Source organism: Hyphomonas sp. (assembly GCF_022844445.1).
GTDB lineage: Bacteria > Pseudomonadota > Alphaproteobacteria > Caulobacterales > Hyphomonadaceae > Hyphomonas.
This window is the reverse complement of sequence record NZ_JALHLS010000003.1, coordinates 172934-186656: the sequence shown is the minus strand read 5'-3', so window position 1 is coordinate 186656 and position 13723 is coordinate 172934. Positions and strand designations below refer to the sequence as shown.

The 13723-nt window shown below is 62.4% G+C and carries 11 protein-coding genes; 5 read left to right on the top strand and 6 right to left on the bottom strand.

Annotated features, from left to right (window positions below):
* Positions 1–30: 30 nt before the first annotated feature.
* From Q0C17_RS05545 to Q0C17_RS05525, 5 genes are all read left to right on the top strand, one after another.
* The gene (locus tag Q0C17_RS05545) at positions 31–2403 is read left to right on the top strand and encodes a GNVR domain-containing protein (RefSeq protein WP_291202586.1); all 2373 of its coding nucleotides are present in this window, start codon (positions 31–33) and stop codon (positions 2401–2403) included.
* 103 nt (positions 2404–2506) lie between these two features.
* A complete protein-coding gene (locus tag Q0C17_RS05540) occupies positions 2507–3655 on the top strand; it encodes a hypothetical protein (RefSeq protein WP_291202583.1) in 1149 nt (382 codons plus the stop codon).
* The gene (locus Q0C17_RS05535; RefSeq protein WP_291202580.1) at positions 3652–4932 is read left to right on the top strand and encodes an O-antigen ligase family protein; all 1281 of its coding nucleotides are present in this window, start codon (positions 3652–3654) and stop codon (positions 4930–4932) included. The genes Q0C17_RS05540 and Q0C17_RS05535 overlap by 4 nt, the downstream gene beginning before the upstream one ends.
* 473 nt (positions 4933–5405) lie before the next feature.
* Positions 5406–6410: a UDP-glucose 4-epimerase GalE gene (galE, locus tag Q0C17_RS05530; protein ID WP_291202577.1), complete on the top strand. Its 1005-nt coding sequence runs from the start codon at positions 5406–5408 to the stop codon at positions 6408–6410.
* A gap of 20 nt (positions 6411–6430) precedes the next feature.
* Positions 6431–7399: a glycosyltransferase family 2 protein gene (locus Q0C17_RS05525; protein WP_291202575.1), complete on the top strand. Its 969-nt coding sequence runs from the start codon at positions 6431–6433 to the stop codon at positions 7397–7399.
* 4 nt (positions 7400–7403) lie between these two features.
* Here Q0C17_RS05525 and Q0C17_RS05520 read toward each other — a convergent pair whose 3' ends face one another.
* The 6 genes from Q0C17_RS05520 to Q0C17_RS05495 are packed head-to-tail and all read right to left on the bottom strand — an operon-like array spanning position 7404 to position 13616.
* Entirely contained in the window at positions 7404–8360 is a 957-nt protein-coding gene (locus tag Q0C17_RS05520) for an RDD family protein (protein ID WP_291202572.1), read from the bottom strand.
* Positions 8357–9358, bottom strand: a complete 1002-nt coding sequence (locus Q0C17_RS05515; protein WP_291202569.1) for a stage II sporulation protein M — start codon at positions 9356–9358, stop codon at positions 8357–8359. Before Q0C17_RS05515 ends, Q0C17_RS05520 begins: the two co-directional genes overlap by 4 nt.
* Positions 9355–10668: a DUF58 domain-containing protein gene (locus tag Q0C17_RS05510; RefSeq protein WP_291202566.1), complete on the bottom strand. Its 1314-nt coding sequence runs from the start codon at positions 10666–10668 to the stop codon at positions 9355–9357. The genes Q0C17_RS05515 and Q0C17_RS05510 overlap by 4 nt, the downstream gene beginning before the upstream one ends.
* Positions 10665–11621, bottom strand: a complete 957-nt coding sequence (locus Q0C17_RS05505) for a MoxR family ATPase (RefSeq protein ID WP_291202563.1) — start codon at positions 11619–11621, stop codon at positions 10665–10667. The genes Q0C17_RS05510 and Q0C17_RS05505 overlap by 4 nt, the downstream gene beginning before the upstream one ends.
* Positions 11608–12837: a DUF4350 domain-containing protein gene (locus tag Q0C17_RS05500; protein ID WP_291202560.1), complete on the bottom strand. Its 1230-nt coding sequence runs from the start codon at positions 12835–12837 to the stop codon at positions 11608–11610. Before Q0C17_RS05500 ends, Q0C17_RS05505 begins: the two co-directional genes overlap by 14 nt.
* The gene (locus tag Q0C17_RS05495; RefSeq protein WP_291202557.1) at positions 12834–13616 is read right to left on the bottom strand and encodes a hypothetical protein; all 783 of its coding nucleotides are present in this window, start codon (positions 13614–13616) and stop codon (positions 12834–12836) included. Before Q0C17_RS05495 ends, Q0C17_RS05500 begins: the two co-directional genes overlap by 4 nt.
* Between the last annotated feature and the right edge of the window lie 107 nt (positions 13617–13723).

Below are 13723 nucleotides of genomic sequence, written 5' to 3'. Positions count from 1 at the left end.
CCTCCGTCTTCCCTTTTCCGAGGCCGTGTTTTGACCAAGTCGTTTTCCATAGAATTGCCATCCAACCTCAGCACCGTTGGGGATGACCAGACGGCGGGCCCACCGCTCGACCTGAAGGCGATCGTTGGCATGGTGTATCGCCGTTTCTGGCTGATCCTCTCCGGATTCCTCACGACTTTCGGCGTCATCGCCTACATCACGTTCACCCAGACACCTCTTTTCTCGGCGCAAACGGTCATCCAGCTTGATACTCAGGAACGGAACGTCATCGATCTCGGTGCGATCTTCTCCGGTCTCGGCGGCACCACCGCTGTCATTGACACCGAAGTGATGGTGCTCGAATCCAAAACACTACTGACCCGTGTCGCCGAAAGGCAGAAGCTGGTTGAAGATCCGGAATTCAATCCGTGGCTTCGCCCGGAGCAGAAAAGCATTCTGTCTCCGATCAGTGGACTCGTGAAGTCGGTCACCGGCGCGAACGACAAACCCGATCCGTTTGACGCTCTGCCGGCGGAGGAGAAGCTCGCGATCCAGAAAGAAGTGGCTGTCGATATCCTCCAGGGCAAGGTCGATGCCGCACGCGTTGGCTCGACCTATCTGATTACGATCTCTGTGCTTAGCGAGTCTCCGGAGACAGCTGCACGCCTCGCCGATGAAGTTGCAGAACAGTACCGCGTCCAGCAGCTCGAGGAGAAATACGAAGCCACCCGCAAGGCGACCGAATGGCTTTCCGAGCGCGTGTCGGGATTGCGTGAAGAGGTCGAGGAAAAGGAACGTCGCGTCGAAACCTATCGCGCGGAATCCGGCCTTCTGGCTGCCCAGGGCGCGACCCTTACGGAACAGCAGATCGCCTTCATGACAACCCAGCGGGGCTCGCTTCAGCTGGAACTCGACCGGGCCCGCGCCCGGGCGGAAAGCCTCCGTCGCCAGATGGCTAGCGGCGCTGGCGCTGATGGTATCTCAGAAGTCCTCGACTCGCCGGTGATCTCTGACCTGAAAGCCCAGCGGGCGGGCATCAATCGCCGCGTCGCAGAACTCGAAACGAAGCTCGGCCCGCAACACCCGGAACTCATCAGTGCCCGGAATGAAGCCGCCGACATTGAACGTCAGATTGATGCAGAGGTGCAGCGTATTGCCGGCAACATCGACAACGAACTGCGCGTCGCGCAATCCCAGATCAATTCGATCCAGGGCGAGATCTCGCGTTCGACCGGCCAGCTGCGTGGCAACAACCAGGCGCTCGTTCGCCTGCGGGAGCTTGAACGTGATGCTGACACCAGCCGTCAGCTGCTGGAAGAGTTCCTGACCCGCTCCAAGCAGACCGGCGAACAGGATGCCCTGATTACAGCCGATGCCAACATCCTGTCGAAAGCCTCTGTGCCAGTGTCGCCGGCTTCGCCGAGGACGGCGCTGAACCTGCTCATCGGTCTGATCCTCGGCGCCGTGATCGGCGGCGGCCTCGCGCTGCTCACCGAGATGTTTGACATGAAGGTCAGCTCGACAGAAGACGTGGAGCGCAAGCTGGGTGCAACGCCGATAGGCTCGGTTCCGCTGATCCGCACGGCGAGCTTCCTGGGTTTGTCGAACACCAATCCGGCGGACTTCCTCGTGGAGAACCCGCTCTCGGCGTTTGCGGAAAGCATCCGCTATCTGCGCGCGGCGATCGCATTCTCCGACCTCGATAGCGAGACCAAGACTGTCGCGGTCTGCTCGTCGCTACCGGACGAAGGCAAGACCAGCCTCACGCTCGCGCTTGGCCGTATGTCGGCCATGTCGGGTTCGCGCACACTCGTCATCGACGGCGACTTCCGCCGCCGCCAGCTGACCGAAACGGCGGGTCTCAAACCGGATATCGGTTTTGTTGAGCACCTGTTCGGCGCCGGACAGCTTTCGGATGCGATCGTCAAGGATCGCAAGACGATGCTGGATATCCTTCCGCTCGCGCAGAACGGCCATACGCCGCATGATGTGTTCGGCACGCGCGCCTTCGACGATCTCCTCGAGCGGCTGCGGTCTATGTACGACTTGATCCTCATCGATACCGGCCCGCTTCTCTTGATGGCGGAAGCGCGTGTCGTCGCCGGCAAGGCCGACAAGACGATCCTCGTCGTACGCTGGCGTCATTCGAGCCGTTCGGCTGCGCGCCAGTCTCTGGCACTGCTGCGCAACTTCAAAGCCGACATCCTGGGCGTGACGCTCAACATGGTCGACCTTAACAGCAGCCGTCACCACCGCGATCCGGGTGCGACCTACAAAGCCTATCAGAAGTACTACCAGATGGAGGCTAAGCCCTCGGTGTTCAGCTGGATGGGCTTTGGAAAGGCCAAGCCGAATGGAAAAGGTCCCAAAGGGGCTGTTGCCGTGCAGGTTCCGCCTTCGAAGGCAACCGGCCGGGGGCTGTAAGGCGGGCCGGATGGCCGAGTATCGCGGAACAGGAAAGATTTCCCGGCGGGTGTTCCAGAAAGAAGGCCCGCCGCGTCTTAACTGGCAGGACAGGAGGCATGCAATGATTCGAATCGCCTTCTTCGGTCATGACGCCGCCGATGCCGCTGTGCGTCGCCGTGTTCGCGGCTTCATCGATGACGGGCTTGGTGTCACAGGCTTCATGATGCGCCGGCGCGATCCCGGCGCGCTCGACTGGGACAACATCGACCTCGGCGAAACCCGCGACGGCGCGCTTCTGCAACGCGTCCGCCAGATCTTTGCCGGGGCGCGGCTTGCCGCCGCTGCGCGCGACAAGCTGGCTGCCGCCGATGTGATCTACGCCCGCAATCTCGACATGCTCGCCTGCGCCTTTCTTGCCAAGCGTCATGCCGGGCTGGACACCCCTGTGATCTACGAGAGCCTCGACGTTCACCGCCTGCTGACGCGGCCCGATCTCGTCGGCACGGCCATGCGCTGGCTGGAGCGCGCGTTGCTGAAGCGGACCGCGTCCCTTGTTGTGTCGTCGCCGGGATTCATCCGCAATCATTTTGAACGCCACTATCCGGGGGACTACCGCGCCTTCATCGTCGAGAACAGGCTGGCGCCCGGCGCAGATTACGGCGCACGCGCCTGCGAGCGGAAGTCCGCGGCCAATGATGCTGCGCGGCCTTTGCGTCTTGGTTGGGTAGGAAACCTCCGCTGCAAGCGATCCTTGGACCTGCTTTGTCAGCTGGCGGATCAATTTCCGGACCGTCTTGAGGTTCACCTTCACGGCCAGCCAGCGCGCTCAGAGGTGCCGGTGTTCGAGCCGCTGATCGATGCGCGTGCAAACATGACCTATCACGGTCGCTACCGTGCACCAGAAGATCTTGCCAGGATCTATGAGGAGCTGGATGTGGTGTGGGCAGGCGACTTTATGGAGGCCGGGTACAACTCTGTCTGGCTCCTGCCCAACCGGATCTATGAGGGCGGGTATTACTGCACGCCGTCGATCGCGCCGGCTGGCACCGAGACGGCGGCCTGGCTGGAGCAGCATGGTTGTGGGTTCATTCTGGAGGAGCCGCTCGAGCGCTCGCTGGGCGAACTGGTTGAGGCTCTGATTGAGGACCGCGCGCCGATTACCGCGCGCGCAGCTGCGCTGGCCCAGCTGCCGCAGGAGACCTTCATCCAGCTGCCCGGGTTCCTGGCGGATGTTGTGCAACGCAGCCTGATGACCGGGAAAGCCGCATGAGTGTCTACCCGATCCGCGCCGCGTCCCCGGAGCCGGTTTTTGCCGTTCTGACAACTCGCACGCGCCCGGCGGCGTGGTGGGAGCAGGTTGTGGTCGGCATCTGGGTGCTTTGCACTTTCATTGTCTTCCCCGGCAACGCCTTTCTCCTCTATCCGTGCGCCCTGATTTTCCTGGCACTGTTCTTCGTTTACCGGGATGTGACGGTTCCGATCGCGCTACGCGCGCCGCTCCTGCTGATGGTGCCCGTGCTGGGTGTCCTGTCGACGGGGTGGTCGAGCGTGCCTGCGGAAACGTTCCGCGTTGGCGCCATGATGGTGCTCAACTTTTTCATCATGGTGACGATCGCCGCACGGCTGGACCGGCGACAGATCGTACGGGCGGTGTTCTTCGCTGGCATCGTTGCCATCGTGATCGCGGCGCCTCTGATCAATACGTTCGACCGGGGCGGACCCTATGGAAGCAAGAACATCTTTGCGATCCGTATGCTGATCTGCCTGTTGGCCTCGCTCGCCGTAATGTTCGAGTCGAAGGAGCATATCCTTGTGCGACTGCTCGCCGTGCCAGTAGCGGGCGTAGCGCTTGTCTTCACCCTGGCGGCGGATTCGGCGACCGCGCTCGTATTCGCTGTGGTGGCTGTCGTGGTGATGACCGGGCTCTGGATGTTCTGGCAGCCCGTATCGCGTGTTCGCCACCTTCGTTCCTTTGTCATGCTGATGCTGATTGTCGTGTTGGGGGGCGGTCTCATCGCGTTCCTGGCCATGCCCAACAATAGTCTGGTGAATGACTTCCTTGCGGCGGTCGGCAAGGATGCGACGCTGACGAACCGGACGATTTTCTGGGAAATGGGCAACCGGGTTGCCAAGGAAAACCCCTGGTTCGGGACCGGCCTGGAGGTATTCTGGCAACGTGACAGCGGCCCTGCTCAGACGCTGAACGAGATTGATCACAAGGCCTTCGGGACCAAGCTTTCGTTCCACAACACGTACATCGAAATCAAGGTTGCGCTTGGCCTTGTCGGCATGTACGCGCTGATCACCGCGATCACGTGGAGTTATATCCGCACCGTGTTCAACTGGTTCCGCACGCAGGGGATGGCGGCTTCGTTCTTCCTGACGACGGCGACGGTCATCCTGATCTCGACCTTCACCGAATCCTACATGTCCGGCGCTTTCGACACATTCGTGCTCCTGTTTTATCTCGGGGCGCTGACCGGATTGGCCGAAAAATACCATGCAGGACAACGCCAATACGTGCGTTTGAACCCAGAACCGGCCTGAGCCGGGCGACTATTGCAATACTGCAAATGCCCGATCTTCGCCGGATTTGCGCCGGATTCTGCCGATATGGTTAATTCCATGACCGCACGCTCGGAGCTCCCGTTTAAACGCCACGTTAAACCTTGGTCGCTTAATTGAACCGCATGTCGAGTTCGGATCCCATGATTCCCGTAGAGAGCCGCGTTTTCACGTCACCAGTCAGGATGTCCGGACGGACAGACTATGCACGCATGAGTGATTACAGCGAAGGCAAGTGGCCCGTCTGGGTCCGGCTCGCAACGATCATTGGCCTCAGTGCAGGCCTCTGGGGCGCGATCATCTGGGCCGCTGTCGCACTTTTCAGCTGAAAAACCGTTTTTCGCGTGCATGACCGGCAACTTCCCGTGCCGGCGGACTCGTCTTTGCATATAAAGGGCTGATTCTTCCGCCGCGCACGGGGCGCCAGCGGAGGCTTTCGGCCCTGAGAGGACATTATGCCAGGCAAACTATTGGTCACCGGCGGCGCGGGATATGTCGGCAGCCATTGCTGCCGCGCCTTTGCGGAAGCCGGCTGGGACGTCACGGTATTTGACAACCTGTCGACCGGCTGGCGCGACCTTGTCAAATGGGGCGACCTGATTGTCGGCGATCTTCAGAACCCTGCCGATCTCGAAGAAGCTTTTGCGAAGGTGAAGCCCGACGCGGTCGCGCACTTTGCCGGCTCGGCGCTGGTGGCCGAATCCGTCCGTGAACCGTCGATCTATTACCGCAACAACACCGTGGCGACGCTGAACCTGCTTGAAGCGATGCGCCGCCATTCCACCGGCTATCTGATTTTTTCCTCCACCTGTGCCATCTTCGGGCAGGCGCAGATGGACACGATCCGCGAAGACCATCCGAAGAACCCGATCAATCCCTACGGCATGTCCAAGCTAATGGTTGAGCATATCCTGAAGGATTACGACGCCGCCCACGGCATCCGCTCGATCCCGCTGCGATACTTCAATGCTGCCGGCGCTGACCGGGACGGCAGGACCGGCGAGCGCCATGCCTGCGAAACGCACGTTATTCCGCTCGCCATCCAGGGCGCCTATGATGCGGGCTACGAATTCACGATCCTCGGCACCGATTTCGATACGCCGGACGGCAGCGCCATCCGCGATTACATTCATGTCGAGGACCTTGCCGAAGCCCACCTGCGGGCACTGACCGCACTCGAGAATGGCGCCGCCTCGACCGCCTACAATCTGGGGACCGGCCGCGGCACAAGCGTGGCTGAAGTCGTTGCCGCCATCGAGCGCGCGACCAACCGCAAGATCCCGCGCCGCTTCGGGCCCCGCCGCCCCGGCGATCCGGCCAAACTGATTGCGCTTCCGGACAAGGCCGCACAGGAACTCGGTTGGGTCGCGTCGCGCTCGGATATCGACAACATCATCCGCTCGGCCCTGAAATGGCATGAGGCAGACCGCGCCGAACACGCGGCGCTTTCCAAAGCCTGAGCGGCGCAGCGGCGACTGACATGGCAGAGGTCACTCTCATCATCCCGTGCTACAATGCAGCGGATACGATTGCCGGAACGATCGAGAGCGCGATCGCGCAGACGGTTCCTGTGCGGATCATTGTGGTGGATGACTGCTCGACCGACAATAGCTTCGAGGTGGTTGCCGCGCTCGCGGAGCAGCATCCGCAGATCAAGCTCTTCCGGCAGGCGGTAAATGGTGGGCCGGGCAAGGCGCGCAATACCGGACTTCGTCTCGCAGAGACTGTGTGGGTCGCAGGGCTCGATTCCGATGACTTCCTCGAACCGGAGCGTATGGAGCGCCTGCTCGCGCATGTCGCCGGCCGCGAGGTCGACTTTCTGATGGACGATATCATCCGCATCTGGCCGGGCCAGCGGGTGGACGACGGCGTGCGGGTGTGGCGCGACGGGCCGGTCGGCACTGTGGCGATGGACCTTGCCGCCTTCGTTCGCGAGAACACGCTGAAGCATACCGGTTTCCGCCGCGAAATCGGATATCTCAAGCCTTTGATGCGCACGGCTTTCCTTCGAAAGCATGGGTTGGAGTTCCGCGAAGACATGCGTCTTGCCGAGGACTACGAGTTCTATGCGCGGGCGCTGGTCGCTGGTGCGCGGCTCGAAGTGGTTGATCCGTGCGGCTACATTGCGCTCAACCGCGAAGGTTCACTCTCCAAAGCCGTGCCGACAAAGGCGATGGAGAAAGTCGTAGCCGCAGATCGCGCACTGCTGGCAACGCCGGGCATCTCAACCGCGGCCCGGGCAGCGCTGCGTGAGCATCTGACACAGTCGCAGATCGATCTGCAGTGGATGCGCCTCATCGATTCTGTGCGGGCGCGCAGCCTTCCGCGGGCATTTGGTGTATTGATGACGCGGCCAGCCGTTGCCGCCGGCGTTATACTGCGGCTCGTGAAGCACGCTCTGAAGATCCCGATCTATCCGGAAGAGCGCGGAAAGATGGCTGCCGCCTGAGCGGTCAGCGTACATCGTATTTGTCGGTCTTCCGGTCGCCCAGCAGGATGCGCTGTTCCAGCCGTCGGCGAAGCGCCGCGTAGTATGCCTCAAGGAACGCCAGGTCCGTCTCGCCCTCCGTCCGGGTCCAGTTGATCTTGGCGCGAATGCGCGAGGCGACCTGTGCCTTGATCTCCGGCGTTGACTGGCGAAGCACATCCTCAAGCACATGCAGTTCGTGGATGCCGTAAGCGTCGGTCTGTGCTGTGGTGAAGGCGAAACGCGAGCCCGTCTCGGGCCGGGCAGCGGCGGAGGTGATGTCCTGCATAAGCTTGGCCTTCGGCGCCTTGATAACCCAGGTGCCGGCGATCAAGTCACCAACCCGCATCTTGTCCTTGTTGAAGATCGGGAAAAGCAGGAACACACCCGACCAGAGCAGGCCGAACAGACCCATCCAGGCCCCGAACTGGTCGCCGCCCATCAAGGCGAACTGGAAGGGCAGGCCGATCTCGATCTCGCGGATGAAATTGCGCGCCAGTACGGAGTTGGCCGTCAGTCGCCCGCCATCCCGCGCGGCAACCCTGAGGCCCAGTACCCGCTTGCCGGGCGTTGCTGCGCGCTGCCCGATCTCGAAGAAGATGTAGTAGAAGTTGCGCACGAAGAAGAAGAAGACAAGCCAGAAAGCAAACGCCACATTCGCGCTGCCGGGACTCATTGCGCCGATGACCATGCCGAGGCCGACAAAGGTTGCGATGACGATGGCCCACTGGATGGCTATGTCGATCAGGAATGCCCCGGCGCGTTCAGAGGCGCTGCCGAGACGGAGCTGGATGGCCGCGCCTTCCGGCGTGACCAGCCGGCGCACCATCTTTGAAACCCGCATCTCCTCAGCGAGGCGCGCGCGCCGCTGCACAGCGGCCTCCATGCTGAGGCCGGGACGCCGGCTTGTATCCACCGGTTTGACAGGCGGCGCGGCGCTCATGCGTCGGGCGCCTTCCGTGGGATGTAGAAATAGCCGAGCCAGAAAATCAGGGTGCTGCCGGCGACTGCGTAGCGGATCTCGTCGGAATTGATCAGCTGGCGACCGAATCCTTCAAGGATCGCCGCGACGATCAGCATCACGACGCAGCCCATGGCGATCGTCGCCGCCTTCTGCCCGGCTGCCCGGGCCGACGCGAGCCGCGTTCGACCACCCGGAAACGCCACCGCCCCCCCGATGATGAACCCCGCCGCGCCCGACAGCACGATGGCGTAGAGTTCGGTTACCCCGTGGATCATCAGCCAGCCGGTAAACTCGTAGCCAAGGCCCTTGTCCCAGAATACGGCATACATCGAGCCGATCATGACGCCGTTATAGACGAGCAGCCAGGCCGTCGGGATGCCGAACGCGAAGCCGAGCGCGAAGGCGAACAGCGCGATCTGCGCGTTGTTGTTGAACAGGAAGCTCGAAAAGGCCGTGAGCTGACCATCCCCGATCTCGTCCTCGTTGACGTAGATCGTACTGCGCAGGTACTCGACCGTCGCATCGGGATTGCGCCCTTCCATGAAATTCTGGCCGTGGAAGGTCCAGTACCATTCCATGTCCTGCAGGCAGAGAAAAAAGGCAAGCGCCCAGCCGCCGAAGAAGAAGAAAGCCGCCAGCAGCGTTGCCAGAACGGACTGACTGACCGCCGCCGGCCAGTCCTGCCGAAGGAACATCATCATACGTTCGCCGAGCGTCGTGCGTGCGCCGTAGACGAAGAAATAGGACCGCGTGCAGAGACTCTCGAGATAATTGATGACGTTCTGGTCCAGCGAAATCGACCGCGCGACCGACAGCGACGAAACGGCCTGTCTGTAAAGCCGGGGCAGGGCGAGCATCTGCTCGTCTGACAATTTCTTCACTCCGCCATTCTCTGCCTTGGTCAGTATCAGGTCGAGGCGTTGCCAGTCGGCCTGGCGTTCCTCGCGGAAGCGGTAGGATTTCAAGAGGTCGCTCACAGCATGTCCCTCTGCTTGATCTGGAGATAGCGCGAGACGAGTTCCGCGCTGAAGGCTTCCGGTGTCGACTCGATGATCTGCACGCCAAGGCGTTGCAGCCGGCGGAAGACAACATCGCGCTCCGCCAGCAGCGTATCGGCAATCACGGCCCGGGCGACATCCTGGGCCGTGTCCGGCGGCGCATCCGCCATCTGCGCGAGCGCGGCGTCCTCGAACGTCGCAAACAGCACGAGGTGGCGATCCGTCAACCGCTTGACGTTCTCGAGCATCAGTTCTGCCGAAATCGTATCGACAAAATCCGAGAAGATGATGATCAGGCTGCGCCGCTGCAGCTGCGCGCCAAGGTTCGACAAGGCCAGCGTAAAGTTAGCTTCGTTATCCGAGTAATCGAGCTCCGCGGCCATGGCCTGCGCCTTGGGGAAGCTGCTTGTGCCCGTCAGGAAGCCGCTGTTGAGGCCGGGGCGTTCGGAAAAGCCGTAGAGCATCGTCCGGTCTCCGTTGCGCAGCGAGACGTAAGCAAGCAAGAGGCCCGCCGTTACCGCCCGGTCGATCTTGGGCACGCCGCCGAGCGGCTCGCTCATCAGGCGGCCCGTGTCGAAAGCGAAGACAATGTTGTGGTTGCGCTCGGTCTTGAATTCCTTCGCCAGAAGGTGCCGGTGGCGTGCGGAGTGTTTCCAGTCAATTGCGCGCCGGTCCATCCCGGAGGAGAACTCCCTCAGCGCATCGAACTCGCTGCCATCGCCTCGCTCGATTTGTGTCTTGATGCCGAACTCCGCATCGCGCGAGAACAGACGGATCGCCTCGTCGCGTACCCAGCGTACGTTCGGCGTCACTGGCACATCGAGATTGAACATCTGGATGTGCCGTTTCTGGATCAGGCCCAACGGTCCCTGCCAGCGGCTCCAAAGCTGTACGATCTTTGCCACGCCGCGCCGCGACGGCGTCACACTAAACGTATACGGACGGGTGCGTCCATCCCAACCGCGCAGGCCTTGCGGCGTCGGCGCGCCCAGCAGCGCGTTGGTTTCCAGCTGGATTTCTATGCGCCGGGGCAAGGCGCCTTCGGCAAAGGTCAGGTCGATCTGCACATCATCCGCGCTGCCGACATAGAGCAACGGCGGCAGTGTCACCTTCGCCGAATAGTGGCGCACCGAGGCGCCGAGCAGCGTATCCGCCGCAATCAGCGCGCACACGCCCGCAATCCAACCCGCCGAAACAATCCAAAGCTCTGGCGCCATAAGCGAGATGGCCACCAGGATGGGCAGCCCGAGCAGCATGAGGAAGATTGCGCGAAGGGTCGGAGAAATCACCGGGGCGCCGCCGTCTGTTCTATGATGCCGAGTAGGGTTTCCTCGGTCGTGCGTCCCTCGATGTCGGCTGCGGGCGACAGCAGCACGCGGTGGCGAAGCGTCGGCAGGGCAAGGTTCTTCACGTCGTCCGGGATCACAAAGTCACGCCCGTCGAGCGCAGCGCGCGCCCGTGAGGCCGTGGCCAGCGCCGCTGCGGCCCGCGGGCTCGCGCCCGTTTCCAGCGCCGGGCTATTGCGCGTCGCGCGCACAAGGTCGACGATATAGGCGATAATGTCGTCATTGATGCGCGCTGCGGCTACGGCGTCCACGGCGGCATTGAGCTCCGCAGGCGAGATGACGGGCTGGATTCCGAACGCTTCCGGTGTTTTCATGCCGGTGCGCGTGCCGTGCTGCGCCACGATTTTCAGCTCCTCCTCGCGGCTCGGATAGTCCAGCGTATGCTTGAAGAGGAACCGGTCGAGCTGCGCCTCCGGCAGCGGATAGGTGCCCTGCTGCTCGATCGGGTTCTGGGTCGCGATCACCGTAAAACGCGGGTTCAGCGGGTAGCTCTCGCCGTCGATGGTCACCTTACGCTCCTGCATAGCTTCCAGCAGCGCGGCCTGCGTCTTCGGCGGCGTACGGTTGATCTCGTCGGCCAGCAGGATGTCAGTAAAAATAGGGCCTTTGGTGAGGCTGAACTGGTTGGTTTGGAAGTTGAAAAGGTTTGTACCCAGAACATCGCCCGGCATCAGATCCGGTGTGAACTGGATGCGCCCGAATTGCAGAGAGATCGCCTTGGAGAAGCATTGCGCCAGGAGGGTCTTCGCCGTGCCGGGTGCGCCTTCCAGCAGAACGTGTCCGGACGAAAACAGGGCCACCAGCAGAAGGTCCACGGTCGTATCCTGGCCAATGATGGCCTTGCGCACCTCGGTCCGGATCCGGTCCGCGAGGTTTCGGATGTCAGTTACGCTCATGTCGTGTTCTCCTGATGATTTCTTTGCGCCAGCGATAAAGCGCCCGCGCCTTGGCGAGCAGGTCTTCGCGGCTTGCGGCGGGCTCTTTCAGCTCCGCCTCCATTTGTGAAAAGACGCGGCCCGTTTCCGGGTCCGGCCCCAATCGATCGAACATGTCGGATGTCTGAGCCTCGGTCAGTGTGCGCGGCGCGCCAATCTCGCGAGCCAGGCGCCGGCGCACCAACGCGAGGAACCCCGGCGCCATCCGCGCCTCGCGCCGTGCCATGGTGACGAGGCCGGCCGAATTATCGGCGAGCGCCTGCTTGCCCAGCGCAATGGCGCGTTCTTCTGTCTTCGGCGGGCCAAACCGGACTGTGGCCGCCCAGCCGAGCAGCAGCGCGGCCGCCAGCGCAACCAGTGTCACGCCGACATAGGGTACGCTGAACATCATTTTCAGCAGGTTTTCGGACCGCTCAAAGCCGTGGAGCGTTGCGTCCATCAGGATGGGCTCGTCCGGATAGGTGCGCAGATAGTCAACAAGCTGTAGCGCAAAGCGGGCATTTTCGCGCTGCGCGAGGCCGAACGTGTTCATCAGGTCCGGATCGCTGAGGATGTAGAGCGCGCGGCTTTCATCATAGGCGAGCAGGGCGCCGCCCTTGAACCCGATAATGGTTTCCAGCGACGGGTCGCGGATCAGCTGCAGCACCACATCCGGCTTGACCACAAGATTTCCGAAGGGCGTCTCGAGGGCTTCGCGCGGCACTGGCACGCGCTGGATCTCCGCATCCGGATAAATTGAGTTCAGTTCGTCATTCAGGACGCGCGCCTCGATGAACTGTGTGTCCGCCTGCCGCGCCGGGTTCAGCCCGTCCGTGCGCCCCCACCATTTCGGCAGCACCGCCAGCGTCACTGCCTGCAGGTTGCGGTCGTCCAGCACCTCGAGGCTGCCATAGGCCGGCAACGTCAGGATCATCAGCCCCCAGTCGCGCGACTCCAGATCACTCTCCAGCCGCGACACCCGCACCGGATAGCCCGCGCCTTCCATGAGGCGCACAAGGCCGTTAAAGCCGAGCGCAGAAGTCGAATAGGGATGGTCGCCCGCCTGGTTGCGATCGCGCAGCTCCGGCGCCCAGCCAGCCATCACCAGCACTGCGCCGAACGAGATGGCCGCCACGGTGATCAGGATCGCGACGACACGCGCCGAGAAAGGTGAACTGGTCTGCACGCCCTCGCTCATGTCCAGCCCTCGCCAAAGGCAAAGTCTTCATAGCTGCGCCGTGCTTCCTGCCAGCCATCTGCGTCCACGGGGCGCCCGCCAAAGAAACTGCGCTCGACGACCATGATGATCGGTTTCAGCCCGTGCTTTGCCCGTTCAGGCAGCTTGCCGAGCCCGGCAATCTCGCGTGCTGTCAGAGAAGTCGGCACGCCGCCCTCGACGCGCGCCTGGATGTCCTCGATGGACCGGAACAGCAGGAGGTGCACCGCCTCAGCAAACCGCCCCTGCCGGGCCAGCGCATCGGCCTCTTCAAGCAGCGACCGCGCCGCCGCCGCATCCGGGCGGATGTCGGACAGCACATCGTCCTCGGCGCGGATCTTCGCGTCCTTCTTGCCGCCGAACCGCAGTCGGATCGCCTCTCCGAACAGGAAGTAGAGAATGCCCAGCACGACCAGCGCCGCCGCGATGTAGAACACGACCTGGAACACAGGCCCCAACGCGCTCAGGAACCGCCCGATGGCCGCCAGCCAGCCGGGCGTCTGGCGCGGCGGTACAAGCTCTATGTCCTCTTCCGGCCGCTCGAGCTGGAGCTCGCTGTCGTTGATGTAGGCCGCATGGGCGCGGTCCACTGCCGCAAGGTTGGTCTGTATGCTTTCCGGCTCGAACTCCGACTCGTCCGCAACGACTGCAACGTCCTCATAAGCCAGCGGGTCGCTGTCCGGGGCGGCATGGATGGTTTGCGAATGAGATGGCGTCGCCAAAAGCAGGCAGAGGCCCAACGCACCCAGAGGCGTCCTCAACCTGTTCTTCAGTGCCAGGCCCTCCTTGCGATTCTGCCTTGCGTTGTCCCGGCTGACTATTTCAGAGGACGCCAGCCGCTTCAACGGGCACTTGCCGTGAGGCCCAT